Origin of the sequence: Rhizobium sp. 3T7 (genome assembly GCF_020166565.1) — a bacterium.
GTDB lineage: Bacteria > Pseudomonadota > Alphaproteobacteria > Rhizobiales > Rhizobiaceae > Rhizobium.
On record NZ_JAIQXS010000003.1, the window covers coordinates 62,824 to 88,311 of the forward strand.

General features: G+C 59.2%; 28 protein-coding genes and 1 tRNA gene. 15 read left to right on the forward strand and 14 right to left on the reverse strand.

Annotation, left to right across the window (positions count from 1 at the left end):
• Positions 1-30 precede the first annotated feature (30 nt).
• From rbfA to K9B32_RS05530, 7 genes are all read left to right on the forward strand, one after another.
• Positions 31-438 (forward strand): 30S ribosome-binding factor RbfA, encoded by a 408-nt coding sequence (gene rbfA, locus K9B32_RS05500; RefSeq protein ID WP_007798984.1) that lies wholly within the window; start codon positions 31-33, stop codon positions 436-438.
• 12 nt (positions 439-450) lie between these two features.
• A complete protein-coding gene (gene truB, locus K9B32_RS05505) occupies positions 451-1,383 on the forward strand; it encodes a tRNA pseudouridine(55) synthase TruB (RefSeq protein WP_224560904.1) in 933 nt (310 codons plus the stop codon).
• 128 nt (positions 1,384-1,511) lie between these two features.
• Complete coding sequence (locus tag K9B32_RS05510) at positions 1,512-2,363, forward strand: alpha/beta fold hydrolase (protein ID WP_224560905.1); 852 nt, start codon at positions 1,512-1,514, stop codon at positions 2,361-2,363.
• A 157-nt stretch (positions 2,364-2,520) separates the two neighbouring features.
• The gene (gene rpsO, locus K9B32_RS05515; RefSeq protein ID WP_007528962.1) at positions 2,521-2,790 is read left to right on the forward strand and encodes a 30S ribosomal protein S15; all 270 of its coding nucleotides are present in this window, start codon (positions 2,521-2,523) and stop codon (positions 2,788-2,790) included.
• 316 nt (positions 2,791-3,106) lie between these two features.
• The gene (gene pnp, locus K9B32_RS05520) at positions 3,107-5,248 is read left to right on the forward strand and encodes a polyribonucleotide nucleotidyltransferase (protein ID WP_224560906.1); all 2,142 of its coding nucleotides are present in this window, start codon (positions 3,107-3,109) and stop codon (positions 5,246-5,248) included.
• 75 nt (positions 5,249-5,323) lie between these two features.
• A complete protein-coding gene (locus tag K9B32_RS05525) occupies positions 5,324-6,340 on the forward strand; it encodes a class I SAM-dependent methyltransferase (protein WP_224560907.1) in 1,017 nt (338 codons plus the stop codon).
• A 71-nt stretch (positions 6,341-6,411) separates the two neighbouring features.
• Complete coding sequence (locus tag K9B32_RS05530; protein ID WP_224560908.1) at positions 6,412-6,819, forward strand: ester cyclase; 408 nt, start codon at positions 6,412-6,414, stop codon at positions 6,817-6,819.
• A 53-nt stretch (positions 6,820-6,872) separates the two neighbouring features.
• Here the strand turns inward: K9B32_RS05530 and fabI are convergent, their stop codons facing one another.
• Genes fabI through fabA form a run of 3 tightly spaced genes read right to left on the reverse strand, consistent with a single transcriptional unit; the run spans position 6,873 to position 9,481 of the window.
• Entirely contained in the window at positions 6,873-7,679 is an 807-nt protein-coding gene (gene fabI, locus K9B32_RS05535; protein ID WP_224560909.1) for an enoyl-ACP reductase FabI, read from the reverse strand.
• Positions 7,680-7,683: 4 nt separating this feature from the next.
• Positions 7,684-8,907, reverse strand: a complete 1,224-nt coding sequence (fabB, locus tag K9B32_RS05540) for a beta-ketoacyl-ACP synthase I (RefSeq protein WP_007798970.1) — start codon at positions 8,905-8,907, stop codon at positions 7,684-7,686.
• A 58-nt stretch (positions 8,908-8,965) separates the two neighbouring features.
• Positions 8,966-9,481: a 3-hydroxyacyl-[acyl-carrier-protein] dehydratase FabA gene (gene fabA / locus K9B32_RS05545; protein ID WP_224560910.1), complete on the reverse strand. Its 516-nt coding sequence runs from the start codon at positions 9,479-9,481 to the stop codon at positions 8,966-8,968.
• A gap of 303 nt (positions 9,482-9,784) precedes the next feature.
• On the opposite strand from fabA, the gene irrA reads away from it, so the two are divergent.
• Positions 9,785-10,204, forward strand: a complete 420-nt coding sequence (gene irrA, locus K9B32_RS05550; RefSeq protein ID WP_224560911.1) for an iron response transcriptional regulator IrrA — start codon at positions 9,785-9,787, stop codon at positions 10,202-10,204.
• A gap of 1 nt (position 10,205) precedes the next feature.
• Here the strand turns inward: irrA and K9B32_RS05555 are convergent, their stop codons facing one another.
• Complete coding sequence (locus K9B32_RS05555; protein WP_224560912.1) at positions 10,206-10,841, reverse strand: trimeric intracellular cation channel family protein; 636 nt, start codon at positions 10,839-10,841, stop codon at positions 10,206-10,208.
• Positions 10,842-10,966: 125 nt separating this feature from the next.
• Between K9B32_RS05555 and K9B32_RS05560 the strand changes: the two genes are divergently transcribed.
• A complete protein-coding gene (locus K9B32_RS05560; RefSeq protein WP_224560913.1) occupies positions 10,967-11,449 on the forward strand; it encodes a hypothetical protein in 483 nt (160 codons plus the stop codon).
• 5 nt (positions 11,450-11,454) lie between these two features.
• Here K9B32_RS05560 and K9B32_RS05565 read toward each other — a convergent pair whose 3' ends face one another.
• The 3 genes from K9B32_RS05565 to K9B32_RS05575 form a co-directional block, all read right to left on the reverse strand.
• Complete coding sequence (locus K9B32_RS05565; RefSeq protein ID WP_224560914.1) at positions 11,455-12,240, reverse strand: YdcF family protein; 786 nt, start codon at positions 12,238-12,240, stop codon at positions 11,455-11,457.
• A gap of 53 nt (positions 12,241-12,293) precedes the next feature.
• Positions 12,294-13,016 carry a YoaK family protein gene (locus K9B32_RS05570; RefSeq protein ID WP_224560915.1) on the reverse strand — a complete coding sequence of 241 codons (723 nt, stop codon included), beginning with the start codon at positions 13,014-13,016 and terminating at the stop codon, positions 12,294-12,296.
• Between the two features lie 108 nt (positions 13,017-13,124).
• Positions 13,125-13,418, reverse strand: coding sequence for a hypothetical protein (locus K9B32_RS05575; protein ID WP_224561304.1), 294 nt, complete (start codon positions 13,416-13,418; stop codon positions 13,125-13,127).
• 512 nt (positions 13,419-13,930) lie between these two features.
• Between K9B32_RS05575 and K9B32_RS05580 the strand changes: the two genes are divergently transcribed.
• Both K9B32_RS05580 and K9B32_RS05585 read left to right on the forward strand, forming a co-directional pair.
• The gene (locus K9B32_RS05580; protein ID WP_224560916.1) at positions 13,931-14,458 is read left to right on the forward strand and encodes a hypothetical protein; all 528 of its coding nucleotides are present in this window, start codon (positions 13,931-13,933) and stop codon (positions 14,456-14,458) included.
• Entirely contained in the window at positions 14,455-14,769 is a 315-nt protein-coding gene (locus tag K9B32_RS05585; RefSeq protein ID WP_224560917.1) for a hypothetical protein, read from the forward strand. The genes K9B32_RS05580 and K9B32_RS05585 overlap by 4 nt, the downstream gene beginning before the upstream one ends.
• A 714-nt stretch (positions 14,770-15,483) precedes the next feature.
• Here the strand turns inward: K9B32_RS05585 and K9B32_RS05590 are convergent.
• From K9B32_RS05590 to K9B32_RS05605, 4 genes are all read right to left on the reverse strand, one after another.
• Positions 15,484-15,924: a GNAT family N-acetyltransferase gene (locus K9B32_RS05590; RefSeq protein ID WP_224560918.1), complete on the reverse strand. Its 441-nt coding sequence runs from the start codon at positions 15,922-15,924 to the stop codon at positions 15,484-15,486.
• A gap of 75 nt (positions 15,925-15,999) precedes the next feature.
• Positions 16,000-16,278: a DUF1778 domain-containing protein gene (locus K9B32_RS05595; protein WP_063828720.1), complete on the reverse strand. Its 279-nt coding sequence runs from the start codon at positions 16,276-16,278 to the stop codon at positions 16,000-16,002.
• Positions 16,279-16,594: 316 nt separating this feature from the next.
• Positions 16,595-16,670: transfer RNA gene (locus K9B32_RS05600), tRNA-Ala, on the reverse strand.
• 148 nt (positions 16,671-16,818) lie between these two features.
• Complete coding sequence (locus K9B32_RS05605) at positions 16,819-17,205, reverse strand: TIGR02300 family protein (protein WP_007798949.1); 387 nt, start codon at positions 17,203-17,205, stop codon at positions 16,819-16,821.
• A 239-nt stretch (positions 17,206-17,444) separates the two neighbouring features.
• Here K9B32_RS05605 and K9B32_RS05610 point away from each other — a divergent pair, with 239 nt between their 5' ends.
• From K9B32_RS05610 to rpsA, 3 genes are all read left to right on the forward strand, one after another.
• Complete coding sequence (locus K9B32_RS05610; protein ID WP_224560919.1) at positions 17,445-18,086, forward strand: FMN-binding negative transcriptional regulator; 642 nt, start codon at positions 17,445-17,447, stop codon at positions 18,084-18,086.
• Positions 18,087-18,094: 8 nt separating this feature from the next.
• Positions 18,095-18,742: a (d)CMP kinase gene (gene cmk / locus K9B32_RS05615; protein WP_224560920.1), complete on the forward strand. Its 648-nt coding sequence runs from the start codon at positions 18,095-18,097 to the stop codon at positions 18,740-18,742.
• A gap of 167 nt (positions 18,743-18,909) precedes the next feature.
• Positions 18,910-20,613 (forward strand): 30S ribosomal protein S1, encoded by a 1,704-nt coding sequence (gene rpsA, locus K9B32_RS05620; protein ID WP_007798943.1) that lies wholly within the window; start codon positions 18,910-18,912, stop codon positions 20,611-20,613.
• Between the two features lie 89 nt (positions 20,614-20,702).
• Here the strand turns inward: rpsA and K9B32_RS05625 are convergent, their stop codons facing one another.
• The 3 genes from K9B32_RS05625 to K9B32_RS05635 all read right to left on the reverse strand — a co-directional run bounded on the left by K9B32_RS05625 (position 20,703) and on the right by K9B32_RS05635 (position 23,989).
• Entirely contained in the window at positions 20,703-22,250 is a 1,548-nt protein-coding gene (locus tag K9B32_RS05625) for a hypothetical protein (protein WP_224560921.1), read from the reverse strand.
• A gap of 231 nt (positions 22,251-22,481) precedes the next feature.
• Positions 22,482-23,108 (reverse strand): ribonuclease D, encoded by a 627-nt coding sequence (locus K9B32_RS05630; protein WP_007798932.1) that lies wholly within the window; start codon positions 23,106-23,108, stop codon positions 22,482-22,484.
• 74 nt (positions 23,109-23,182) lie between these two features.
• Positions 23,183-23,989 carry a MerR family transcriptional regulator gene (locus tag K9B32_RS05635; protein ID WP_224560922.1) on the reverse strand — a complete coding sequence of 269 codons (807 nt, stop codon included), beginning with the start codon at positions 23,987-23,989 and terminating at the stop codon, positions 23,183-23,185.
• Positions 23,990-24,191: 202 nt separating this feature from the next.
• On the opposite strand from K9B32_RS05635, the gene K9B32_RS05640 reads away from it, so the two are divergent.
• Entirely contained in the window at positions 24,192-25,469 is a 1,278-nt protein-coding gene (locus K9B32_RS05640) for a 4-aminobutyrate--2-oxoglutarate transaminase (protein WP_224560923.1), read from the forward strand.
• Positions 25,470-25,488 lie beyond the last annotated feature (19 nt).

Sequence of the window (25,488 nt, forward strand, 5' to 3'; positions counted from 1 at the left end):
CGGCGCCCGAACCTTTTGAGGCAAAGAAAAATGGCAACAAGACCAACAACCTCCGCACCTTCGCAGCGCATGCTGCGCGTCGGCGAGCAGGTTCGCGCCGCCATCACGCAGGTTCTGCAGCGCGGCGAAGTGCGCGATGACGTGATCGAGAAGACCGTCATTTCAATCTCGGAAGTCCGCATGTCGCCCGACCTGAAGATCGCGACGGCCTATGTGACGCCGCTCGGCGTGACGGATCATGATGCGGTTATTGGTGCGCTGAACCGCAATGCGAAGTTCATCCGCGGCCGTCTCGGCCCGCAGCTGCGGCAGATGAAATACATGCCGGAAGTTCGCTTCCGCGACGATACGAGCTTCGACAATTATAAGAAGATCGACGAGTTGTTGCGCTCGCCAGAGGTGAGCCGCGACCTCGATCACGACACTGAAGACGAATAGTAGAAGAGACTGATGTCCAAACCACGTAAACCGAAAGGCCGCCCGATCTCGGGTTGGCTGATCCTTGATAAGCCGGTCGATTTCGGCTCCACTGAAGCCGTTTCCAAGATCAAGTGGCTGTTCAAGGCGCAGAAGTGCGGTCACGCCGGAACGCTCGACCCGCTGGCCTCGGGCATGTTGCCGATCGCGCTTGGCGATGCGACGAAGACCGTTCCCTACGTGATGGACGGCCGCAAGATTTACGAATTCACCGTGACTTGGGGCGAGGAGCGCGCAACCGACGATCTGGAAGGCGATGTAACGAAGAGCTCTGACAAGCGCCCGAGCGAACAGCAGGTCCGCGACCTCCTGCCGAAGTACACTGGCGTCATCAGCCAGGTTCCACCGCAGTTTTCCGCCATCAAGATATCAGGCGAGCGTGCCTACGACCTGGCCCGCGACGGAGAGGCGGTGGAAATTCCCTCCCGCGAGGTCGAGATCTTCCGTCTGACACTATTGTCCTGCCAGGATGCCAATACGGCACATTTCGAAGTCGAATGCGGCAAGGGCACGTATGTGCGTGCGCTGGCGCGCGATTTTGGTCGTGAACTCGGCTGTTATGGCCATATATCAGGTCTGCGCCGCAGCTTCGTTGCGCCCTTTGCCGAAGAGACCATGGTACCGCTCGCCGATCTCGTCGCGCTTGAAGCGATCGAAGACACGGACGATCGGCTTGCTGCCCTGGATGCTCTGCTGATCGATACCAGCGAAGCGCTTTCCTCGCTGCCGCATCTCGTTGTCAATGACGACCAAGCGCATCGGTTGAAGATGGGTAATCCGATCCTCGTGCGTGGTCGCGACGCGCCCGTTGCCGAAAGCGAAGCCTACGCCACGTCCCGTGGCAAGCTGATCGCGATCGGCGAGATCGGCCAGGGCGAGTTCCGTCCGAAGCGCGTCTTCGGCTGAGGTTCGCTAAACCTCCGGTTTCGGGTCGCTGCAGGCCGGAAAAACCACAGATAGCAATTGTCAACTTTCACCATTGGGATATGTTTCCCTGATCTGGGCCAAGGGTCCTTCAGATCAGGGAGACAGTCATGCGCAGACTTGCAGCCGGCATCCTGATGTTCTTCGCGGCGGTTTTGATGGCCGCCAACGTTTACTCTGCGGAGCGCTGGGCGACGTTGCCAGCCTTTCCACCAATGCCCACTGCAAAGACGAGTGGCATGGCCCCCGCCAACGACATCAAGATGTATTATGCCGAATACGGCGAGGGTGATCCGATCCTGTTCATTCACGGCGGGCTCGGTAGCGCCGATGTCTGGGGCTATCAGGTGGCTGAGTTTGCGAAGGATCATCGCGTGATCGTGGCCGACAGCCGCGGACACGGTCGTTCGACGCGCAACGGGCAGCCGTTCGGCTATGATCTGATGACCTCAGATTATGTCGCTTTGCTCGAATACCTGAAGCTCGACAAGGTGACACTGGTCGGATGGTCGGATGGCGGCATCATCGGCATCGATATGGCGATGAAGAATCCGGAGAAGTTGACGCGCGTGATTGCGCAGGCTGCGAACGTGACGACCGATGGCGTGAAGCCCGACATTATGACCAACAAGACGTTCAGCGACTACATCAATACGGCCGGCGAGGCTTACAAGAAGCTCTCGCCGACGCCGAGCGATTACGATGCTTTCGTCACCCAGATCTCGGCGATGTGGGCGAGCCAGCCGTCGTGGACTGCCGATGACCTTGGCAAGATCAAAGTACCCGTCACTCTGGCGATTGGGGATCATGACGAGGCTGTCAAGCTTGACCATACCGAGATGATGGCCAAACAGATTCCAGGGTCGAATCTGGTCATCCTCAAAGACGCGAGCCACTTCGCCATGCTGCAGGACCCCGACGGGTACAACGCAATGATACGCGAGGCGATGGCCGGCCGGTGACGAATCGGCCATCTGCGGCATGCCTCTTTCCATTGCAGCGCATTTGGTTTATACGCAGCGCCAGCAATCGGGCTCTGCCCGGATGCATTCGCGGCCGAAGCTGGACGACATCCCGGCTTTTGGCGACCTAATCTCCTCTCATAGAAAGGAACATCCGATGTCGATTACTGCTGAGCGCAAGACGGCTCTCATCAAGGAATACGCAACGTTCGAAGGCGACACCGGTTCTCCGGAAGTTCAGGTTGCCATCCTGACCGAGCGTATCAACAACCTCACGGAACACTTCAAGGGTCACAAGAAGGATAACCATTCCCGCCGTGGCCTGCTGACGATGGTTTCGAGCCGCCGCTCGCTTCTTGACTATCTCAAGAAGAAGGACGAAGGCCGCTACACCAAGCTGATCGGCAGCCTGGGTATCCGCCGCTAAGACTTCTCGGCGGGCGCTCCTCTTTCGGACGCCCGCCGGATTTTTTCGGGGAGACTTCCCCATCCCGCCACGTGTGGCGGACTGCTCGGCAGACCCGGATGGGCCGGTTCTGCCAAACCAACCGTTGACCTGTCATGGGGCAGGATTGCCGGATGCTTTTGGCCAGAGCTTCACAAGCTTTGGCCCGGTCTCTTCGGAGATCGATGATGCAAAGCCTCCCGTTGTCTTGCCCATGATGCGTCACACCGATTGCAGTTGACCGTGCGCCGTGCCTTGGAAGGCGACGTGCATGTTCCTGCATTGAAGGACAAGACATATGTTCGATACTCATAGTGTGGAAATCGAGTGGGCAGGCCGCCCGCTGAAGCTCGAAACCGGCAAGATCGCCCGCCAGGCTGATGGCGCCGTTCTCGCGACCTATGGCGAAACCGTGGTTCTCGCCACCGTTGTCTCCGCCAAGGCGCCGAAGCCGGGCCAGGACTTCTTCCCGCTGACCGTCAACTACCAGGAAAAGACCTACGCAGCCGGCAAGATCCCCGGCGGCTATTTCAAGCGCGAAGGCCGTCCGAGCGAAAACGAAACCCTCGTTTCCCGCCTGATCGACCGCCCGATCCGCCCGCTCTTCCCGGAAGGCTACAAGAACGACACGCAGGTCGTCGTCACCGTCATCCAGCATGACCTGGAAAACAACCCGGACATCCTGTCGATGGTTGCTGCTTCGGCAGCTCTGACACTCTCCGGAGTCCCCTTCATGGGCCCGGTCGGCGGCGCTCGCGTCGGCTACATCAACGGTGAATACGTCCTCAACCCGCATCTCGACGAGATGGACGAGTCGATCCTCGACCTCGTCGTTGCCGGCACGCACGATGCTGTTCTGATGGTTGAATCCGAAGCCAAGGAACTCAACGAAGAAATCATGCTCGGCGCCGTCATGTTCGGCCACCGGGGCTTCCAGCCGGTTCTCGACGCGATCATCAAGCTCGCCGAAGTCGCCGCCAAGGAGCCGCGCGACTTCCAGCCGGAAGACTATTCCGAACTCGAAGGCGAAATGCTGAAGCATTTCGAAGCCGAGCTTCGCACCGCCTACAAGAACACGCAGAAAGCTGAGCGCTACGCTGCCGTCGACGCCGTCAAGGCGAAGGTCAAGGCGCACTTCCTGCCGGAAGAAGGCGAAGCCAAGTACACGGCCGAAGAAGTCGGCGCGATCTTCAAGCACCTGCAGGCAAAGATCGTTCGTTGGAATATCCTCGACACCAAGAGCCGCATCGACGGTCGCGATCTCGAGACCGTTCGCCCGATCGTCTCCGAAGTCGGCCTCCTGCCGCGCACGCACGGCTCGGCGCTCTTTACGCGCGGTGAAACACAGGCGATCGTCGTTGCGACGCTTGGCACCGGCGAAGACGAGCAGTATGTCGACTCGCTCACGGGCATGTACAAGGAGCGCTTCCTGCTCCATTACAACTTCCCTCCCTACTCGGTTGGCGAAACCGGCCGCATGGGCTCCCCGGGCCGCCGCGAAATCGGCCACGGTAAGCTCGCATGGCGCGCTATCCGTCCGATGCTGCCGACTGCTGAGCAATTCCCCTACACGCTGCGTGTCGTTTCCGAGATCACCGAATCGAACGGCTCTTCCTCGATGGCAACCGTCTGCGGCACCTCGCTTGCTCTGATGGACGCCGGCGTTCCGCTCGCTAAGCCGGTTGCCGGTATTGCCATGGGCCTGATCCTCGAAGGCGACCGCTTTGCGGTCCTGTCCGACATCCTCGGTGACGAAGACCACCTCGGCGACATGGATTTCAAGGTCGCTGGTACGGCCGACGGCATCACTTCGCTGCAGATGGACATCAAGATCGCCGGCATCACCGAAGAGATCATGAAGGTCGCTCTCGGCCAGGCTCAGGGCGGTCGCGCCCACATCCTCGGCGAAATGGCAAAGGCCATCACCGAGAGCCGCGGCCAGCTCGGCGAATTCGCTCCGCGCATCGAAGTCATGAACATCCCGGTCGACAAGATTCGTGAAGTTATCGGCTCCGGCGGCAAGGTCATCCGCGAAATCGTTGAAAAGACGGGCGCAAAGATCAACATCGAAGACGACGGCACGGTGAAGATCGCCTCTTCTTCCGGCAAGGAAATCGAAGCCGCCCGCAAGTGGATCCACTCGATCGTTGCAGAACCGGAAGTCGGCCAGATCTACGAGGGCACGGTCGTCAAGACCGCCGACTTCGGCGCGTTCGTCAACTTCTTCGGCGCCCGCGATGGCCTCGTCCACATCTCGCAGCTTGCTTCCGAGCGTGTTGCCAAGACGCAGGACGTCGTCAAGGAAGGCCAGAAGGTCTGGGTCAAGCTTCTCGGCTTCGACGAGCGGGGCAAGGTCCGCCTGTCGATGAAGGTTGTCGATCAGGCGAGCGGCCAGGAAATCCCTGCCGACAAGAAGAAGGAAGAAGCTGCAGCCGAGTAAGCTGCGCCTTCCCAAGACGTCATGGGCGCGGGGTAATTTCCGCGCCCTTTTTGTATTCGAGGACGAGATAGACCCATGAGCAGCGAGACGCTGAAGACACTGTTCCACCCCTTTGTAAGCGGTACCGTCGAGGCGCCTGGCGAGGGCGAGCACGTGCTTTTCCTCGGTGCCAAGGCGGGCTTCGCGCTGCCGGAGGCCTTTGCCGCCTCGCTGAGCGCCGTACAGGGCCTCCGGCCACTTTACCGGCAGTTGCTCGCCCAGCGCATCGAAACCGCACCTGAGATCGAAGGCGAGGACTACGACGCCGTTCTAGTGCTGTGCAACAAGCATAAGGGCGAGAACGAGGCGAATATCGCGGCTGCCCTTCAGCGTGTTAAGGTCGATGGCCTCATCGTGATTGCCGGCGGCAAGGAGGATGGCATCCAGTCGCTGCGCAAGCGGATGGAAAGCCTCGGCCTCGAGGTCGAGCATATGCCGAAGTATCACGGCGTCGCACTGTGGTTCGCGCGGCCGGCCGATATCAGTGAGATCGTCGGCAAGTTCGCCAGACGGCCGGTTCGTGTCGACGGTCGCTTCGTGGCCGCGGCGGGCATGTTCTCGCACGACCGCATCGATGACGGATCCGAGCTGCTCGCCTCGCGCCTGCCTTCTGATTTCACCGGCGATGTCGCCGATTTCGGCGCCGGTTGGGGTTATCTCTCGGTCGAACTGGCGCAGCGCTCGCCCGGTGTCAGCCGTCTCGACCTCTACGAAGCCCATCACGCCGCTCTGGAGGCCGCCAAGGCAAATCTGGCGGAGAATTGCCCCGATGCGCCTGCTCGCTTCTTCTGGCTTGATCTGGCAGGCGAACCGGTCAAGGACAAGTACGACCTCATCATCATGAACCCGCCCTTCCATGAGGGCCATGCGGCGGAGCCGTCGCTCGGTCAGGCGATGATAAAGACGGCTGCGTCTGCACTGCGCGGCGGCGGGCGCCTGCTGCTGGTTGCCAATCGTGGCTTGCCCTATGAGCCCGTGCTGGCTGCGAACTTTAAGGAAAGCGGCGAGACGTGCCGCAATGCCCGCTTCAAGGTGCTTTGGGCGAAGAAGTAAGCTGTCCGCATAGGCAGCCTTGGGAGATCTGCCAGACTTGCAGCAGATGGAGAGACAACGGGGGAAGATGCATGGAGACGGAAGCCAACAAGACGCTCGTGAGGGCGTATGTCGAGGCATTCAATCGCTTCGACATGGCGGCACTGCGAGAGCTGTTTGCCGCCGATGCGCGGGTTTACGGTGTCTTGGGATATGGAGGCCTGGATGACGTCGAACCCATCTGGCGTGAGCTCCACGAGGGTATGAATATAAACCTCGAGATCCTCGATATCGCCGCGGAGGGAAGGAATGTCGTGGTCCGCTTTAGGGAACGCGGGCGCTATTCCGGCTTCTTTCGTGGACTCGTTGGTCATGACCCGACCGGCAAAAGCTACGAGGTCACTGCAATGGAATGGTTCGTCGTCGAAAACGGAAAGATTACGACCCGCTGGGGCGCCAGGGATTCTGCGGCTATCTTGCGGCAGGTCACTCATCCCTAGAGGATGGGTTTTGAAGAAAAGCCGGGCTCGTCTTCAAGCCCGGCTTTCCGTCTTTATTCCACGTCTGCCCTGCGCAGCGCGTCGAGCGTCGGCATCGAGGTGATGTTGAACCCGGCATCGACGAAATGGATTTCGCCGGTCACACCAGCGGAAAGGTCGGACAGCAGGTAGAGGGCGGAATTGCCGACCTGATCGATCGTCACCGTCTTGCGCAGCGGCGAGTTGCGCTGGTTCCACGAAAGGATCGCGCGTGCATCGGAAATGCCGGCGCCGGCTAGCGTCCGGATCGGGCCGGCGGAGATCGCGTTGACACGGATGCCGCTCGGGCCGTAGTCCGCAGCCAGATAGCGTACCGACGCCTCGAGAGCGGCCTTCGCAACGCCCATGACATTGTAGTTCGGGATGACGCGCGTCGAGCCGTTGTAGGTCAGTGTCAACATAGAACCGCCTTCATTCATCAGCGGTGCGCAGCGCTTGGCGATTTCCGTGAAGGAGAAACAGGATATCACCATCGTGCGGCTGAAGTTGTCGCGCGTCGTGTCCGCGTAAAGTCCCTTCAACTCGTTTTTGTCGGAGAAACCGATGGCATGAACGATGAAATCGAGGCTGCCCCATCGCTCCTTGATGGCATCGACGGTGGCATCGACAGAGGCGATGTCCTCGACGTCGCAAGGCAGAACGAATTCGGATCCGACTTCAGCGGCCAGCGGCTTGACCCGCTTGCCGAGAGCGTCACCTTGATAGGTGAAGGCGAGTTCCGCGCCCTGCGCTGCCAGAGCCTTCGAAATTCCCCACGCGATGGAATGGTTGTTCGCGACGCCCATGATGAGGCCGCGCTTACCCTGCATAATTCCCGTCATACTATTATCCGTTGTAGCGCTGGAAGACGAGCGTGGCGTTCGTGCCGCCAAAGCCGAAAGAGTTGGAAAGGGCGATGTCGATCTTGGCATCGTCGATGCGCTTGCGAACAATCGGAACGCCGTCGAATTCCGGGTCGAGCTCGGTGATATGCGCGCTTTCGCCGATAAAGCCGGCCTGCATCATCAGCAAGGAGTAGATCGATTCCTGCACGCCCGCTGCGCCCAGCGAGTGGCCCGTCAGCGACTTGGTCGACTGGATGTGCGGAATCTTGTCGCCGAAGACTTCGCGGATCGCGCCGATCTCCTTGCTGTCACCAACAGGGGTCGAGGTGCCGTGCGTGTTGATATAGTCGACATCGCCCTTAACGGTCGCGAGCGCCTGGCGCATGCAGCGGATCGCGCCTTCACCCGACGGAGCGACCATATCGTAGCCGTCGGAGGTCGCGCCGTAGCCGACGATTTCGGCGTAGATCTTCGCCCCACGCGCCTTGGCACGCTCTAGCTCTTCCAGGACGAGGACGCCCGCACCGCCGGCAATGACAAAGCCGTCGCGGCTCACATCATAGGCGCGCGAAGCTGTATCTGGCGTGTCGTTGTACTTGGAAGACATGGCGCCCATGGCGTCGAAGAGATTCGACATCGTCCAGTCGAGGTCTTCGTGGCCGCCGGCAAACATGACGTCCTGCTTGCCCCACTGGATCATTTCCGCGGCGTTGCCGATGCAGTGCGCCGAGGTCGAGCAGGCCGACGAGATCGAGTAGTTGACGCCATGGATCTTGAACCAGGTGGCAAGCGTCGCCGATGCCGTCGAGGACATCGCCTTCGGCACGGCAAACGGACCGATGCGCTTCGGGCTGTTGTTTTTGATGGTGATGTCGGCCGCTTCGATCAGCGTGCGCGTCGACGGGCCGCCCGAGCCCATGATGATGCCCGTGCGTTCGTTGTTGCTGATATCGCCTTCTTCCAGACCGGAATCCGCGATCGCCTGCTTCATGGCGACATGGTTCCAGGCGCCGCCCTGTGACAGGAAGCGCATGGCGCGGCGATCGACCAGATCGGTCGGATCCAGCGTCGGGCGACCCCATACCTGGCATTTGAAGCCGTGTTCGGCAAAATCGTTGGAGAAGGAAATGCCGGACTTGGCATCGCGCAGCGAGGCAGTGACCTCGGCGGCATCATTGCCGATCGAGGAAACAACGCCCAGACCCGTGACAACTACCCGTCTCATGTGTTTCGACCTTTTCGTTTTTTCTAACTTGGAAACCGGGCATGTATGCCCGGTGCAATCAGGCTTCTTTGTCCTTGGACAGGCCGACGCGCAGGTCGGTGGCCTGGTAGATGGTTTCGCCGTCGGCCTTCAGCCAGCCATCGGCGGTGCCGAGAACCAGGCGGCCGCGCATGACGCGCTTGAAATCGATGCCGTACTCAAGCAGCTTCGTTGTCGGGCGGATCATGCCCTTGAACTTCACTTCGCCTGTTGAAAGCGCCATGCCGCGCCCGGGCTCGCCCAGCCAGCCCAGGAAGAAGCCGGTCAGCTGCCACATGCCGTCAAGGCCAAGGCAGCCCGGCATGATCGGGTTGCCTGCGAAGTGGCATGGAAAATACCAGTCGTCAGGCTTCACGTCGTATTCGGCGCGGATGTAGCCCTTGTCGAAGGTGCCGCCGGTTTCGGAAATGTCGGTAATGCGATGAACCATCAACATCGGGGGGAGGGGAAGCTGCGCGTTGCCCGGACCGAACAGTTCGCCGCGGCCGCAGGCCAGAATTTCCTCGTAGTTGAAGCTGGATTGTTTCGTCGCCATGAAAACTCTAATTCCCCCCGCAACTATGCCGATGGATGTGAACGTTTAGTCCAACTTCAGCGGAAAATGAAGCATAAGCATGACTGAGCTTCACCCACCTTCGGAGGACCGGCTGCGCGCCTTATTTGGTGGTCGCATACAGGAAGGCCAAGCCCCCGGCCAGCACTAATTGCGTCAAAAGCCCGATTTTGCGGCGCTTTAGCACTCTTTGTCCCCATTGAAACTATTGAAACGCTTTTGCGCAAAAGTTATATGGCTAATGAAACCTGATTGCTTGACGCTAGATTAACCGGAGTTCGTTGGATGGTGGCAGAGGCCCCGCTTACCATTGAGGCACGGCTGAGGCACGCCGGCCTACGTCCGACGCGCCAGCGCGTCGCGCTCGGCGACCTGCTCTTTGCTAAGGGTGATCGGCATTTGACGGTTGAAGAACTCCATGAGGAGGCTGTGCAGGCGGGCGTGCCGGTGTCGCTGGCGACCGTCTACAACACGCTGCACCAGTTCACCGAGGCCGGCATGATCCGGGTTCTTGCGGTCGAAAGCGCCAAGACCTACTTCGATACCAACGTCTCCGACCATCACCACTTCTTCATCGAAGGCGAAAACGATGTGCTCGATATTCCGGTCAGCAATCTGACCATCGGCAATCTGCCGGAGCCGCCGGAAGGCCTCGAAATCGCGCATGTCGACGTGGTGATCCGCCTGCGCCCGAAGCGGCGCTGATTCACATTACATCATCAGGGTGCCGGCCGGGCTTGGCCTTGTAGGTTGGGAAGGTCCAGCCAAAATATAGCGCGCCGCCACGCACGGAGAAGGCCGCGATGACACCGACCGCGGAGGCTGCGTAAAGCGGTAGGTCGAGCGCGTTCGCAGCTGTAAACAGGCCGCCGCCGACAAGTGCTGCCGTGATATAGATTTCCGGCCGCAACAATACTGACGGCTCATTGGCCAGAAGATCGCGCAAGATCCCGCCGAAGGTTGCCGTCAGTGTTCCGGTGACGATGCCGATCGTTGGCGAGCCGGTGGCCGCGAGGCCCTTTGCCGCACCCATCACACAATAGGCGGAGAGCCCGATGGCATCCAACCAGATCAGCAAGCGATAGCGCGACTCGACAAGGTGGGCGGTAAAGAACACCAGGATGCCGACGGCGCAGCAGACGATAACATAGGTCGGGTTCAGCACCCAGAATACCGGCACGCGGCCAAGGATAATGTCGCGCACCGTGCCGCCGCCAGTGCCGGTAACGATCGCAAAGAAGAGAAAGCCGATCAGGTCGAGCTGCTTGCGCGAAGCCGCGAGCGCGCCTGTTGCCGCAAAGAGCGCAACGCCGGCATAATCCACGTAGACGAACAGCGGCATGCAGTCCTCCAGAACCGACGTGTATCTTTGCGAAATATGAATCACGGCGGCAAGGGCGGCGCAAGGCGGATCAAGCAAACTGCGCGGCCAACAGCGTCCTTATCCGACCAAAAGAGAAGCCCCTCGTGAAAACGCTCCTGATCGCTCTGAACATTGCCGCGTTACTCGCCGCCCCGGTTGCGGCCTTCGCCCAACAGTCGCTTATCTCGGACCCGGAGATCTATGAGAAGAAGCACTTTCAGGAGCAGTGCACCAAGGCCGAATTTTCGGATGGCTACGTCATCCGCCAGGATATCAACAATGACGGCCTGATAGACGCCGTCGTCAACGAGGGCGAGCTGACTTGCGACGGAGAGAAGGGTCCGCAGTGCAATGACGACGGCTGCACCTACAATTTCTATCTGCAGGTCGCCGAGGGCGGCTATTTCATGATCGCGACCGCCCAGATCTACGGCTATGATTTCGTGAAGCGCTTCGGCAACATGGTGCTGGCGATGAAAATGCACCCGCGCTTCTGCGATCGCCCGGATGTCGAAAAGGAGAAGGAGCCCTGTATCGTCACGGCCCGTGTGCGCGGCACCAAGTTCGTGACGATCTCAAAGAAATAGCGCGGTCAGCCGGGATAGAATTCTGAGGTCCGGCCGGCAAGATAGTAGCCGACAAGCCCGAACCATTCGCGGATTGCTGTCGCCAGGTTCTGAGAGTTTCGGCTCGGCTGTGTGAAATCGAGGCCAAGGCTCTCCCGCCCGTCGGTCCGGTAGTCGGTCGGCCAGGGCACGACGTCGATATCAAGCTTGCGGAAAATGCCGACAGACCGCGGCATATGATAGCCTGAGGTGATCAGCAGGCAATTCGAAAGGCCTTGGCTCGCCAGGAGTTCCTTGGTGTTCATGGCGTTTTCGAACGTCGTCCGCGACGTCGTTTCTTCAACCAGGCGTTCCCCGCCGACACCAAACATCGGGAAGAAGCGCGCCGAAATCACCGCGTCGCCTTCATAGATTCCGGAGATCGATCCATCGCCGCCCGAAATCAAGATTCGCGCCTGCGGATATTTCTGTGCCAGACGCAGCGCCTCGACGAAGCGATCGCCACCGGCATTGAGCTCGATGCCGTGGCGGGCGGTGTTCACCTCGTTCTCGAAAGCGCCGCCGAGCACGATCATGCACTGCAGATTTGCCGGATCCTGCGGTTTAACAAACCGATCCTCCAGCCCCTGCAGAAGGTAGTTGCCGACGGTCGTGTAGAGCGTGACGAACAGGATGAGGCCCGCAATCGCGGAGGAAACGAGGCTTGTCGCGCGCCGGCGGAAAAGACCCGCTACCAGGGCAAACACGACGAAAAGAAAAGCGAGCGACAAAGGTTGCCCGAACACCCAGACGAGCTTTGAAAAGAGAAACAAGGATGCCTTCCTCTAGCGGTTTCCGCGTGCCCTCTATCTGATTCGATGGGGTTTTATTGCGACCGTGACTTCATATGCACTGGCGAGTTTGGCGCGGCATTGAACCGGCGTTGCGTGCGTTTCGGAATTAAAAGGGTGGCGAGCGCAACCAGCATCGCAAAAACGGCAATCAGCCAGAGCGCCGCTGCCCCCGCGATCTGTGTCAGCAGCGCCCCAATGATAGCCCCACCCAGCATGCCGACCCAAGGCACGATCTGGATCGTCCAATCCGATCGCCTGTCGCCAACGACCCAGCGTCCGAGACCGCGTCCGAAACGCGAAAGTGCCCCTGTCACATAGGTCAGCCCGATCGGCAGCCCTTCGATCTGCTCCACGGCCGCGTTCACCATCCCCATGGAAGCAACGATGAGATAAAAGCGCGGCATCGCCAAGTTCCCGCCCGCCATGAGGGAGGCCGTTGCCAGCGCGATGCTGACGCATGAAAGCACGGCGAAGGTGCGCCGGTCCGAGAAATGTGCGATCACGATGCCAACGGCATTGCCAAGCACGAAGACCATGATCGCCGAGAGAAGAATGGCTGCATGACGCAAATCCCCATTTCCGAGCGACAGGGCAGCACGGGTCGTGTTTCCCGTCATGAACGACACGAAGTCTCCCGTCAGTGCAAGGCCAGTCGCATCGGTCATACCGGCCAAAAAGGAGATCGCGCCGGCAAGAGTCAGGCCCGTTGCCGTTCTGCGCGTATGGATAAGCCGCCGTCGTCTTTCTCGTGTCATTGAACCAAGGCTCCAGTCCGCCGGACAAGTCGGCATGGAAACCATAGTCGCCGTTGCTAAAAATTTGGCAAAGCATCGGCGTGCGAAGCGCCGCGGCAAACTGTTTCTTCAGTTGATCGTGACTCTGCCTGAATTCGGCGCACTTAACATGTAGTGCTGCTCTATCGGGTCGCGGTGGCTCATCGGCCAAGCCAAACCCGTGAGGGCTGGGAGGTAGGGGTCCGGAAGGAACTTGTCTTCGGTCTCCTTGCGATTCAGCATGCCTACCAATTCGCCGCCTTCCTCAGCGGTCACCATATCCATGACAAACCCGTCGAGCACGGCCTTCTGGCCGGTGACGTCGTCAAACACTGTCCAATAGATGTTGAGGTTCTTGTGCAGGCTGTATCTCTGGGCTTCCATGGGAAAATCCTCCGGCTTTCCGATATCGCCAGGCTTCCGCGCGGAATTGGGTGGTGGCGCAGAACCTTTGAACACCCGGTAAGAAGACCATGATTGCTCCGCGAAATGAATCGCACGCGCGTATAGGCAGCCTATCCGTTCGGATAGGATCCTGAGTACAGGGAAACCGAAGGATCTGCTCTGGCCCTTTGCCAGCAGGCGTTAAGACGCAGGCCTTTTAATGCAATAAGACAGTCAGCACCATCTGCTTGGTAGATTTGGTGGAGCTAAGCGGGATCGAACCGCTGACCTCTTGCATGCCATGCAATGGGCCATCGTTTCCGGGTGTTTCCGCATGCCGTCGCGCCTTGCCGTAACACCTTTCATTTCAATGAAAATCTAGTACCATGCCTCCGTATGTTTCCGCTGGTTTCCGATTTCGTGCTTCCCCCGTGTTTCCCTAGTTAGGCGCCGCGAATGCCGATAAGGGGATTTGCCGTACCGATGCAGAGTGGGACATTATCGGCCGCTATATGATGAGGGATACATGTGTCCTCACCAAGCGGCTCGCCGCGAAGTTTCGACAGGCCAACCCGACAGCTTGTTTCGTCGTCATGTCGGTGGAGGATGCCCAAGAGAGACTTGAGCGGGCGACAACTTATGTTCCAAAGGGCCGGACGGAAAAGGCCCTTGCCGCGAAACGCGCGCTGAAGGAGCGGTATATCGCCGAAAGTGAACGTCAGCTTGTTCTCGCTCGCGAATACCATGCCGAGACCACCCGCCTCCGGATAGCTGCAGGCGTTGACAAAGCTAAGCGACGCGTCGGCCATGCAGAGACCGCAGTCAGTGATGCATGCACAGACATCTCCCAGGCTGCGGCATTCACTCCTGAAGGTCTGCGCATCAAGGCCGAGGCAATCAAGGCGAGCGGCATCTTCGAAGCCTTCAGGGGGTCGGGCGGGATTATGGCTGAGATGGCCAGTTTCGTTCAGTCGGTCATAAACCTTGCCCCGAAGTCGGTTGCCATCCACGTCGCTGATCTCGACAAGGTGGCCTCATGAACTCGCACATCCGAGTCCTTCAATTCGGCCGCAAGGCGGTAGAGGCTAAGATTGAGGAACTTATCGATCTCCTCGATCAACTCGACGGCGATGCGGATCTTGAAGACGGCGCCGACGATGAACCATCTGTCGGCTCTGCATGGGTAGGAAATCGAGTGGTAGACGACATTGAGTTCGACGAGGCGGAGCGAGGCATCGCTGATAAGGACGCGCTTGAACTTTTACAGAGTGATGGTGGGTTCGGGGAAGGGTTCCACTTCGACGGTTCCGGTCAGGCGATAGCACGTAAGATGCTTCGTGGCATTCGTTGAGGCAGGTAATCGTTAGCAGATGGCATCGACCTTGACGTCTCATTCCTTTCAGTGTCAGTTCGCTCTGGCGGCACTGAGAGGAACGAATGTCCAAAGACCAGAAGCCGCCGCATATCCATCTTGCCGTCGAAAATGACCACGTGAACTGAATCGGCGTAATGCCGAGTTTGATCTACGTTGGCCTCTCAAGAGGTTGGCCGCCAACGTCCTTCGGATTGTGCGAGGCGCTGGCCGCCCGGAAGAGCTTGGGCGCCAGTGTGCCGAGGTAGTGCAAGCCTATCGCGACTATCATGATGCCCTGGGCGAATGGCCCAGTTCCTTCCTGATCTCTGACATTCTCTCCCTTCGCCATCGGGAGTATCACGCGAAGACCGACCGAGCGTGGGAATGGGAGGATGGGGTTCGGCAAATGGTCGCCGGGGGTCTGCAGATTGCTGCGTTGCAACTGCTGGCTCAGAATACCCAGGAGCGCGCTGGGGAGAGATGTTTGATGGGCTGCGTATTATCGAAAAGCAGCGAAGTGAGAACGCCGCCGCTCGTACGCCCAAGCTGAGGAAGCCCGCAAAGCGCAAAGCGAAGCCGCAGGGGGCAGCGGCTCGTAGAAGACCACAGATCGACTAATCCTAGGTTCCGGAAAGTTAAAGGTTATCGGCACTCAAAAACGTGCCCAGATCAGCAAACTAGGGATAGAACGGGTGCGCCTTCTGCGTGGTGTTAGCCTGTGGCCTCGTTCAGAGAAGCTGCTATGTCCTTAGTCGGCAGAATGAGACGCCGCTCCATGTTCTTCGTCTCCTGGAAGCCGAATTTTTTATAGAAAGTGACGGCATCATCATCGAAAGCGTGGATTATCACGGCGCGAAAAGCGACTACTTGCGCGGCGGACACCACACTCATGAGCGCGTTTTTGAGGAGCGCTTTGCCAAGACCATTACCTTGATGATCGGCATCAACCGCAAGTCGGGCTAGAACTGCAATCGGAATTTCGGTGGGAGCTTTTGACCCTTTCACCGATCGGGAAACATCGCTTCGGTGTATCATGCCTGCACAAACCGAATGGTAACCTACGACTTTGAAGTTTTCGTCCGCAATTACAAATGTACGGGTGTATCCCTGCTCCTGATTATGTAAGGCCATTTCCTTTAGCCACGAATCCAAGGAGGGCTTCCCCGAAGAGAAGCCCTCAATGATGTGCTGATTTGTAATAGGGCAAGGCTTCCGATACGGCAAACGTCAGTCCATCCAATCTACTTTGGTCTGAAAAAGCTTGACCAAGTTGTCTCTGGCGACGCCTGGAGCAGCAAGCTGCTCACTTACAGCTTCAAACACGTCAGCGGAAACGCCTATGAATCGTTGATCTAGCAACTCTTCCTGCGCGGTATACACAGAGGCTTCGGTCATGAACGCAGTTATGCTCTTTCCACAAACCTCAGCAGCACGTGCAATTAGATCATGCGTTTCCGGTTCAATCCGAAGATTGACGGTTTTGGTTTTCCTAGGAGCGGACATCATACTTCTCCATCAATCGCACAGTTGATTTTGATTTGTGCGACGTACTCGATGAACGTTCGGATACGACCATGTGTAGTCAATGTAAATACGTTTCTATAATTTTCAATTACTGAAAAGGTTGCATTTCCGCTAATGCGCTGAATCCATTTCTGGATTTTTGTCATTGCGTAGGTTCGTGCGCCGACTCTATGAGCACAGAGGAGGATGCTGATTTCAGACATCAGCGCTCGTACTTCCCTGGTGCTTCCCCGGAACGAAGTCAATTTTCGTCACGGCCGAAGCCAATCTATATGGAATTGATCTTGCAGGGAAAATTTGGTGGAGCTAAGCGGGATCGAACCGCTGACCTCTTGCATGCCATGCAAGCGCTCTCCCAGCTGAGCTATAGCCCCATCAAGGCAGTCCGGCGAGCCGGTCCTGGGATGCTTCGCGAAGGCTTGCCTCGCGGAGTGGCGGCTTCTTACTTCCGGTTTTGGGAGATAGCAAGCCAAAAAAATCGGCCCGGCGAAATTTTCTCGTCCGGGCCGACACTTAATCGGATCAGACTTCGTCTTCGTCGCCGGTGACGCCGATGATGTCGCTCATGTCGTCGTCATCATCATCTTCGTCAGCTTCGAGAAAGGTGTCGTCGTCATCGCCTTCGATTTCGACATCGTCATCGCCCATATCTGGAATATCGTCGCCGGATGCGCCTTCATCGGCGTCCTCGAGCGAAACGAGTTCGACTTCCGTGCTTTCGGTATCGACTTCCGCCACTTCCTCTTCATCCTGGGCTTCAGCCGCTGCAGCAGCAGAGGTTTCCTCGAAGAAGGAAAGGGGATAGGACTTGCCGGTGTAAGGAGAAACAATCGGATCCCGGTTCAGGTCGTAGAACTTCTTGCCGGTTTCCGGATCGGTACGCTTCGTTCCAAGTTCAGCTTTCGCCACTGTAAGCCTCGTGAGAATGGCCGAATCAAGATTCGGCAAATGCCGTGAAAACCGGCGTTCTATTCGGAATTTATAAGCCGGTCCCCATAATCGTTGCAGCACGGCATGTCAAAGCCAAACTTCATGCATCGCTCATGCGCGCCCGATGACCGGCGCCGCCATTTGTGGTAGTGAGCCGGCGATTGTTCGTTTGCAAGGCAGATCGGTGTGTGGCCGGCTGCCGGAATGGGTTTAAGACAATGTACCAGCCGCCGCATTTTCGTGAGGAAGACCTAAGCGTCCAGCACGCCTTGATCCGGGCGCATCCGCTCGGCTTGCTGATCACCGCGGGTGCTTCAGGCCTGATGGCGAATTCGGTTCCCTTTCATCTCGATGCAGCAGCTTCCCAGAAGGGCACGCTGCGCCTTCACCTCGCCAAGGCCAATCCGCAGTGGCGCGATATCGGGGCGGGCGCCGACGTGCTTGCAGTGTTCCAGGGTGCCGATGCCTACATTACCCCGTCCTGGTATCAGACGAAGCAGGAGACCGGCAAAGTCGTGCCGACCTGGAACTACGCCATCGTGCAGGTGAGGGGCAGGGCGCGTGTCATCGACGATGCGGCCTGGTTGCTTCAGCAGATCAACGCGATCACCACGCAACAGGAAGGGCCACGTGACAGGCCCTGGGCGGTCGGCGACGCGCCGGATGATTTCATTCGCGCGCAGTTGAAAGGCATCATCGGCGTCGAGATCGAGATTGCCGCGATCGAAGGCAAGTGGAAGGTAAGCCAAAACCGACCCGTTGCCGATCGCGAGGGCGTTGCTGCCGGTCTCGGCGAAGAGGCCGGTCAGGCAGACATGCTCGATCTCGTCCGCCGTTACGGCGGACTGACAGAGAAATGAACGGATAAATGAGCTCCAAACAGTTTACGATTGCCATCGATGGGCCTGCCGCGGCCGGCAAGGGAACACTCTCGCGCCGCATCGCGGAGACCTACGGATTTCATCATCTCGACACGGGACTGACCTACCGCGCGACTGCCAAGGCTTTGCTGGATGCTGGCCTGACGCTCGACGACGAGGCCGTGGCGGAAAAGATGGCGCGCGAGGTTGAACTGGCCGGACTCGATCGCGATATACTCTCGAAGCACGAGATCGGCGAGGCGGCCTCGAAGATCGCCGTCATGCCCGCGGTGCGGCGTGCACTGGTTGAGGCACAGCGGCGGTTTTCGGAAAAGGCGCCCGGAACGGTGCTCGACGGCCGTGATATCGGCACCGTCGTCTGCCCGGCAGCGCCGGTGAAGCTCTATGTGACGGCAAGTCCCGAGGTTCGGGCGAAGCGCCGCTACGACGAAATAAGAGGCAACGGAGGAATTGCCGATTTCGATGCCATTTTCGACGACGTCAAGCGCCGCGACGAACGCGACATGGGACGGGCCGACAGCCCTTTGAAACCAGCCGAAGACGCGCACTTGCTTGATACGTCGGAAATGAGTATAGAGGCCGCGTTTCAAGCTGCGAAATCGATCATCGATGCAGCTTTGAGCCGAAGTACCTGAATTCGAGCGATTTGCCCAAGCGTTGGCTGGGTCGCTTTTGAAGACTAAGCCTGAAATTCCGTCCAAGCGCCGGATTGCTTCCCGACAGGAGGCGGACTGGGTTCAGGCCCGTTCAACACGAACCAACCGGCGCATACGTATCCGGATTCGGATATGCAGGAGATTACATGTCAGTAGCTACTCCCTCTCGCGAAGATTTCGCGGCCCTTCTCGAAGAGTCCTTTGCCAAGCACGACCTGGCTGAAGGGTATGTCACCAAGGGCATCGTAACGGCAATCGAGAAGGACTCTGCCGTTGTCGACGTCGGCCTGAAGGTCGAAGGTCGCATCCTACTCAAGGAATTCGGCGCCAAGGCCAAGGACGGCTCGCTCAAGGTCGGCGACGAAGTCGAAGTTTACGTTGAGCGCATCGAAAACGCTCTCGGCGAAGCTGTTCTGTCGCGCGAGAAGGCTCGCCGCGAAGAAAGCTGGATTAAGCTCGAAGCCAAGTTCGAAGCTGGCGAGCGCGTTGAAGGCGTCATCTTCAACCAGGTCAAGGGCGGCTTCACGGTCGATCTCGACGGCGCGATCGCCTTCCTGCCGCGTTCGCAGGTCGACATTCGTCCGATCCGCGACGTCACCCCGCTGATGCACAACCCGCAGCCCTTCGAAATCCTCAAGATGGATAAGCGCCGTGGCAACATCGTCGTATCGCGTCGTACGGTTCTGGAAGAATCCCGTGCCGAGCAGCGTTCTGAAATCGTTCAGAACCTCGAAGAAGGCCAGGTTGTTGACGGCGTCGTCAAGAACATCACCGACTACGGTGCGTTCGTTGACCTCGGCGGCATCGACGGCCTGCTGCACGTCACCGACATGGCATGGCGCCGTGTGAACCATCCGTCGGAAATCCTGTCCATTGGCCAGCAGGTCAAGGTTCAGATCATCCGCATCAACCAGGAAACCCACCGCATCTCGCTCGGCATGAAGCAGCTCGAGTCGGATCCGTGGGATGGCATCCAGGCCAAGTATCCGGAAGGCAAGAAGATTTCCGGTACCGTCACGAACATCACCGACTACGGTGCGTTCGTCGAGCTGGAGCCGGGCATCGAAGGCCTGATCCACATCTCGGAAATGTCCTGGACCAAGAAGAACGTACACCCCGGCAAGATCCTGTCCACGAGCCAGGAAGTCGAAGTCGTCGTTCTCGAAGTCGATCCGTCCAAGCGCCGTATTTCGCTCGGCCTCAAGCAGACGCTGGAAAATCCGTGGGCGGCATTCGCTCGCAACCATCCGGCCGGCACTGAAGTCGAAGGCGAAGTCAAGAACAAGACCGAATTCGGCCTGTTCATCGGCCTCGACGGCGATGTTGACGGCATGGTGCACCTCTCCGACCTCGACTGGAACCGTCCGGGCGAACAGGTCATCGAAGAGTTCAACAAGGGTGACGTCGTCAAGGCTGTCGTTCTCGATGTTGATGTCGAAAAGGAGCGGATCTCGCTCGGCATCAAGCAGCTCGGCAAGGATGCTGTCGGCGAAGCAGCAGCTTCCGGCGACCTGCGCAAGAATGCAGTCGTTTCCTGCGAAGTTATCGCAGTCAACGACGGCGGCATCGAAGTGAAGCTCGTCGACCACGAAGACATCACCTCGTTCATCCGCCGCGCAGACCTGTCGCGCGACCGCGACGAGCAGCGTCCGGAACGCTTCTCGGTTGGCCAGGTTGTTGACGCCCGCGTCACCAACTTCTCCAAGAAGGACCGCAAGATCATGCTGTCCATCAAGGCTCTGGAAATCGCGGAAGAGAAGGAAGCTGTCGCTCAGTTCGGTTCGTCCGACTCCGGCGCTTCGCTCGGCGACATCCTCGGCGCGGCTCTGAAGAACCGCGGCGGCGAATAATCGCCAGCCTCAGGCTTGAAGAATCAAAGAACCCGCCGGAGCGATCCGGCGGGTTCTTTGCATTTCCGCTGCTGGTGTAGGGTCGCGGGCTATTCCCAGTCGACCTTGCGCCGATAGCGCGTATAGGCTTCGTCCGGGCTCGCCGCCATTGGCAGGGCCGGTGCCGGACGGTGAGGCGGCGTCCCTGCCTTGATCTGGCTTTCCCGGGCGGCCACGGCAGCGGCGGCTTCGTCGTCGACTGCGACACCCGTCTCGTCCTCGTTCGGCGGCTCACCTTGCTGGTCCGCATCCTCCTCCGACGGCTCGCCGCCGTTGTGATCTTCGCGGTACATCTCATGGGCGCCGCTATCGTCGGCCTCGTCCTTCGAGAATTCGTAAGGCTGCGTCGCGTAAGGAACGCCCTCGATGATCTTCATCAGCACCGGCACATAGGTTTCGTCGATGGCCTGCTGTACGATCAGGGGCATTGGGATATCCGGAGCCGGATGTTTCTTCGCTGTTGCGATAGCGGCTTCGCCTGCCGGCTGTTCCCCGACAATCGGCGATTGGCGCGCCATGCTTTCCGGCAGGGAGGCGCGATCAGGCAGCGCAGTCAACTCCTCCGGGAGATCGGTCAGGATACTCTCATCGAGGATGATGTCGATTTCGACTGCCGGATCCGGTTCGGCTGCCTCGAGCAATACTTCTGTTTCCTGGTCCTGAATGATTGTTACGATCAGCTTCGTCGTATCGTCCGAGAGGGATGCAGGTATCGCCGGCCAACTCTTTGGAATGATGGGATCGACCTTGGATGCTGGCCCGTGCGTGTTCCCTTGCACTGCTTTGTGCGCCGACTCGACCTCTTCCTCGGACGCTACACTTTCTTGCAAGTCTTCGCCGAGCTCAGGGAACACTTTTTCGCGGGCTGCCTCGACGGCCGACTTGGCGAGAGGCTCGTCGGCAGGGACAGATCCTTTGATGAGTTGGACCTGTTGGCCGTCTGCATCGAGATAGGCGGCGGCAACGAGCGCCGTCTGCGGCCGCAGAGCTTCCGGCTCCTGCCTCGTTGCGACAGGAGTCCGCGCAGCGCCAGCCAGATTGTCCCGATGGATGCTGATTTCGGTGCGCTGCTCCTGGCGCAGCGGCGAGGCATCATTCTGGCCGTAGGAGCGAACCACGGCGCGGGCCGCGAGATCGCGATCCTTGTAGCGAATGGTTTCGAGATAGGTGGCAATGCGGGCGGCCTCCGGTCCGGCCGGGTTTCGGAGCGCCTCAGCGAGCTGGCGAAGCGGGACTGCATGTCCCTGCATTGCAAGCTGACGCTCTACCTGCTCGATTTTCGCCGGCGGCAACTTCTGTATCGCGGTCGCAAGGCGGGAGGCAAAGATAAGATCTGTTTCGTCGTCCTCTCGCGGGATTGAAAGCGCCTCGCTGGTCGCATTGAGGACATCAAGAAGGGCATCGACCATGCGTGCACGTACGGCCAGCAGGAGGATGTTGAGTTTGCCGGCAATCGAGGAGTTGAGATCCGCGCCCTGGATCTGGCTGACCGGAGCAACGGCACTGGCAGTGCGCACCAGGCCGTCGGTGCTGACGGCGGTCGTCTGGCTCTGGGTGGATAAACTCGCATTTGACGCTGAACGAACCGGAGTCAACATGCCATGCTCCTTCTTTCGTAAAGTGCGATGAAAGCAGGTTACAAGAAGGCCGCGCTCATCCGGCCCGTCGCATTCCCCGGCAGTTCCTTCCTGCGCGACGTGACGCTCCATCGCGCCGTCGAATGCATAAAAATTGGTAAAGAATTTAACGAAGCGACGGTTAACGAATTGCTAATGGCCAGTGCGCGGATGGCCACGCCCGGTTCTATCTTTGCAAAATCCAGAAATGTCTCAGCTATGCGCGAAGATGTCGGCTTCTTCCCAGCCGAGCAGATCGAGCTTGGCGCGTGTCGGAAGGAATTCGAAGCAGGCATTGGCGTGATCCATGCGGCCGTCGCGCACCAGCCGTTCCGTCAGCTTGTCGCGCAGCGCATGCAGATAGAGCACATCAGAGGCGGCGTATTCCAATTGTGCCTGAGATAGCGTCGCGGCTGCCCAGTCGGACGACTGTTGCGTCTTGGAAATATCGACGTCCAACATTTCCTTGAGATTGTCCTTGAGGCCGTGCCGATCGGTGTAGGTGCGGATGAGGCGTGAGGCGATCTTCGTGCAGAAGACCGGTTGGGCGGTGACGCCGAAGGTATGAAACAGGACGGCAATATCGAAGCGGCCATAGTGGAAGATCTTCTGGCGGGAAGGGTCGGCCAACATTGCAACGAGGTTCGGCGCGTCCTTTTGGCCGGCAGCGATGCGGATTACATCGGCTGAACCGTCGCCCGACGAAAGCTGCACGACGCACAATCGGTCGCGGCGCGGCACAAGCCCGAGCGTTTCGGTGTCGATGGCAATGGCTCCGGTGTAGCGCGCAGCATCCGCCGCGGAAATATCACCTTCATGGTAACGTATGGTGGCTGCCATCGATCTCGTCTCTCACTCAAACTGTCACTTGTGGCGCTATAGCGCAAAGCCATGGCGGGCGATACCGCCAAGGCTTAAAATGTCGGCGGTGTATTGATCCAGATGAGAATGGTTTCGCCGTCGTGACGGTTGCGCCAGGAATGGTAGCGGCGGCTCTCGAAGTAAAGCGAATCGCCAGGCCCGAGGTCGAAAAACTGGTCGGAATCGAGCACGAGTTCGAGCCGTCCCGACAGCACGTGCATGAACTCTTCCCCTTCGTGCCGGTAGGCGCCCTCGCTTGCCGCGCCGGGCGCGAGCACGAACCGGTGGCAATCCATCATGGTTCGGCCCTCGGCCAGAAGCTGGACCGAGACACCAGGCGTCGTCTCCGGCCATGTACGCCAGGCGCCGGCGCGGACGACCACAGGCACGTCGTCGCGTTCTTCGCCGGACAAGCGGGAAACCGTTGTGCCGTAATATTCGGCAAGGTCGTGCAGCGTCTTGAAGCTCACGCCTTGCGAGGTCCGCTCAAGCGTGGACAGCGTCGAGGCGGCAATACCGATGTCACCTGCGACCTGATCCAACGTCTTTCCCGCGCCATGGCGAAGGCTGCGCAGGCGCCGCCCGAGATCCGACGAGTCGGCTGTGTCCGAGTTTTCCGACGGTTCCTCGCCTTCCAGCGCCTCGCGAATGGCCGCCGGATTGAGGCCGCGCTCGGTTCGATACCAGGCTATCTTTTTCAACCTGGCCACGTCCTCGGCGCTGTATTGCCGGTGTCCGGTCTCTGAACGGTCCGGCACGACGAGGCCCTGGCTTTCCCAAAGGCGCAAGGTGGATGCGGAAACGCCCGCTGATTTCGCCGCCTCCGCCACCTTGTAGCGCACGGTCGTCCCATTGCTCATAAGCCAAATATTCCCGGTTCGCTTGTCTTCTTGAGGCCGTTTCCCGGCCCTTCTTTTCTTGAGGGACCATCGCCGAAAACAGCGACGGTTTGAAGCGGAAAATGCCGCTTGCTTTCTTGCAGGAAAAATGTAGGAATTTTCTACACCTCTTGCCGAAGTTATGCAAGATAGTTCATCAATTCCAGAGCGCAGGAACGCACCGATGACCGCGACCACCCTCACAGACCGGAAGAATGCCGCCATTTCGCGCGGCGTTGGCATGACCACGCAGATCTATGCCGACCGCGCGGAGAATGCCGAAATCTGGGACAAGGAAGGTCGCCGCTATATCGACTTCGCGGCCGGCATCGCCGTTCTCAACACTGGCCATCGCCATCCGCGCGTGATCGCCGCCGTCAAGAATCAACTCGATCACTTCACCCATACCTGCCATCAGGTCGTGCCCTACGAAAACTATGTGCATCTTGCTGAGCGCCTGAATGCGCTGACGCCGGGTAATTTCGCCAAGAAGACGATCTTCGTCACGACAGGCGCCGAAGCCGTCGAGAATGCCGTGAAGATCGCGCGTGCCGCAACCGGTCGCTCGGCCCTCATTGCCTTCGGTGGCGGCTTCCACGGCCGCACCTTTATGGGTATGGCGCTCACAGGCAAGGTCGTGCCCTACAAGGTCGGTTTCGGCGCGATGCCGGGCGATGTCTTCCACGTCCCGTTCCCGGTCGAGCTCCATGGCGTGACACCGGATCAGTCGCTGGCCGCGCTGAAGAAGCTGTTTGCCGCCGATGTCGATCCGCAGCGCGTTGCCGCAATCATCATCGAGCCGGTGCAGGGCGAGGGCGGCTTCTATGCGGCGCCGGTTTCGTTCATGAAGGCACTGCGCGAACTCTGCGATCAGCATGGTATCCTGTTGATTGCCGATGAGGTCCAGACCGGCTTTGCCCGGACTGGCACGATGTTCGCGATGGATCAGCACGAGGTCGCGCCCGACCTGATGACCATGGCCAAGAGCCTCGCCGGCGGCTTCCCGCTGGCGGCCGTCACCGGCCGTGCCGAGATCATGGATGCGCCTGGGCCCGGCGGCCTTGGTGGCACCTATGGCGGCAATCCGCTTGGTATCGCGGCTGCTCACGCAGTTCTTGACGTCATCAAGGACGAAGATCTCTGCAACCGCGCCAATCAGCTCGGCAGCCGGTTGAAGCAGCGTCTGGAATCGTTGCGCGAAAAGGCGCCGGAGATTGTCGATATCCGTGGCCCGGGCTTCATGAACGCGGTCGAGTTCAACGACAAGACGACAAAGCTGCCGAGCGCGGAATTCGCCAACAAGGTGCGTCTGATCGCGCTCGAGAAGGGCCTGATCCTTCTGACCTGCGGCGTCCATGGAAACGTCATCCGCTTCCTCGCCCCGATCACCATCCAGGACAGCGTTTTCGGTGAAGCGCTCGACATTCTGGAAGCCTCGATCCTCGAAGCAAGCGGCAAGTAAGGCGATAGCTTCTTTGCCC

Excerpts from the sequence above, each read along its gene's own strand:
- cmk (WP_224560920.1), top strand. The coding sequence starts at position 18,095 with ATGAGCTCCAAACAGTTTACGATTGCCATCGATGGGCCTGCCGCGGCC.
- K9B32_RS05510 (WP_224560905.1), top strand. The coding sequence starts at position 1,512 with ATGCGCAGACTTGCAGCCGGCATCCTGATGTTCTTCGCGGCGGTTTTG.
- pnp (WP_224560906.1), top strand. The coding sequence starts at position 3,107 with ATGTTCGATACTCATAGTGTGGAAATCGAGTGGGCAGGCCGCCCGCTG.
- K9B32_RS05580 (WP_224560916.1), top strand. The coding sequence starts at position 13,931 with ATGATGAGGGATACATGTGTCCTCACCAAGCGGCTCGCCGCGAAGTTT.
- fabB (WP_007798970.1), bottom strand. The coding sequence starts at position 8,907 with ATGAGACGGGTAGTTGTCACGGGTCTGGGCGTTGTTTCCTCGATCGGC.
- K9B32_RS05525 (WP_224560907.1), top strand. The coding sequence starts at position 5,324 with ATGAGCAGCGAGACGCTGAAGACACTGTTCCACCCCTTTGTAAGCGGT.
- K9B32_RS05570 (WP_224560915.1), bottom strand. The coding sequence starts at position 13,016 with ATGACACGAGAAAGACGACGGCGGCTTATCCATACGCGCAGAACGGCA.
- K9B32_RS05530 (WP_224560908.1), top strand. The coding sequence starts at position 6,412 with ATGGAGACGGAAGCCAACAAGACGCTCGTGAGGGCGTATGTCGAGGCA.
- rpsA (WP_007798943.1), top strand. The coding sequence starts at position 18,910 with ATGTCAGTAGCTACTCCCTCTCGCGAAGATTTCGCGGCCCTTCTCGAA.
- K9B32_RS05575 (WP_224561304.1), bottom strand. The coding sequence starts at position 13,418 with ATGGAAGCCCAGAGATACAGCCTGCACAAGAACCTCAACATCTATTGG.
- K9B32_RS05585 (WP_224560917.1), top strand. The coding sequence starts at position 14,455 with ATGAACTCGCACATCCGAGTCCTTCAATTCGGCCGCAAGGCGGTAGAG.
- truB (WP_224560904.1), top strand. The coding sequence starts at position 451 with ATGTCCAAACCACGTAAACCGAAAGGCCGCCCGATCTCGGGTTGGCTG.
- K9B32_RS05635 (WP_224560922.1), bottom strand. The coding sequence starts at position 23,989 with ATGAGCAATGGGACGACCGTGCGCTACAAGGTGGCGGAGGCGGCGAAA.
- K9B32_RS05640 (WP_224560923.1), top strand. The coding sequence starts at position 24,192 with ATGACCGCGACCACCCTCACAGACCGGAAGAATGCCGCCATTTCGCGC.
- K9B32_RS05625 (WP_224560921.1), bottom strand. The coding sequence starts at position 22,250 with ATGTTGACTCCGGTTCGTTCAGCGTCAAATGCGAGTTTATCCACCCAG.
- fabI (WP_224560909.1), bottom strand. The coding sequence starts at position 7,679 with ATGACGGGAATTATGCAGGGTAAGCGCGGCCTCATCATGGGCGTCGCG.
- K9B32_RS05630 (WP_007798932.1), bottom strand. The coding sequence starts at position 23,108 with ATGGCAGCCACCATACGTTACCATGAAGGTGATATTTCCGCGGCGGAT.
- rpsO (WP_007528962.1), top strand. The coding sequence starts at position 2,521 with ATGTCGATTACTGCTGAGCGCAAGACGGCTCTCATCAAGGAATACGCA.
- fabA (WP_224560910.1), bottom strand. The coding sequence starts at position 9,481 with ATGGCGACGAAACAATCCAGCTTCAACTACGAGGAAATTCTGGCCTGC.
- K9B32_RS05555 (WP_224560912.1), bottom strand. The coding sequence starts at position 10,841 with ATGCCGCTGTTCGTCTACGTGGATTATGCCGGCGTTGCGCTCTTTGCG.
- rbfA (WP_007798984.1), top strand. The coding sequence starts at position 31 with ATGGCAACAAGACCAACAACCTCCGCACCTTCGCAGCGCATGCTGCGC.
- K9B32_RS05595 (WP_063828720.1), bottom strand. The coding sequence starts at position 16,278 with ATGATGTCCGCTCCTAGGAAAACCAAAACCGTCAATCTTCGGATTGAA.
- K9B32_RS05610 (WP_224560919.1), top strand. The coding sequence starts at position 17,445 with ATGTACCAGCCGCCGCATTTTCGTGAGGAAGACCTAAGCGTCCAGCAC.
- irrA (WP_224560911.1), top strand. The coding sequence starts at position 9,785 with ATGGTGGCAGAGGCCCCGCTTACCATTGAGGCACGGCTGAGGCACGCC.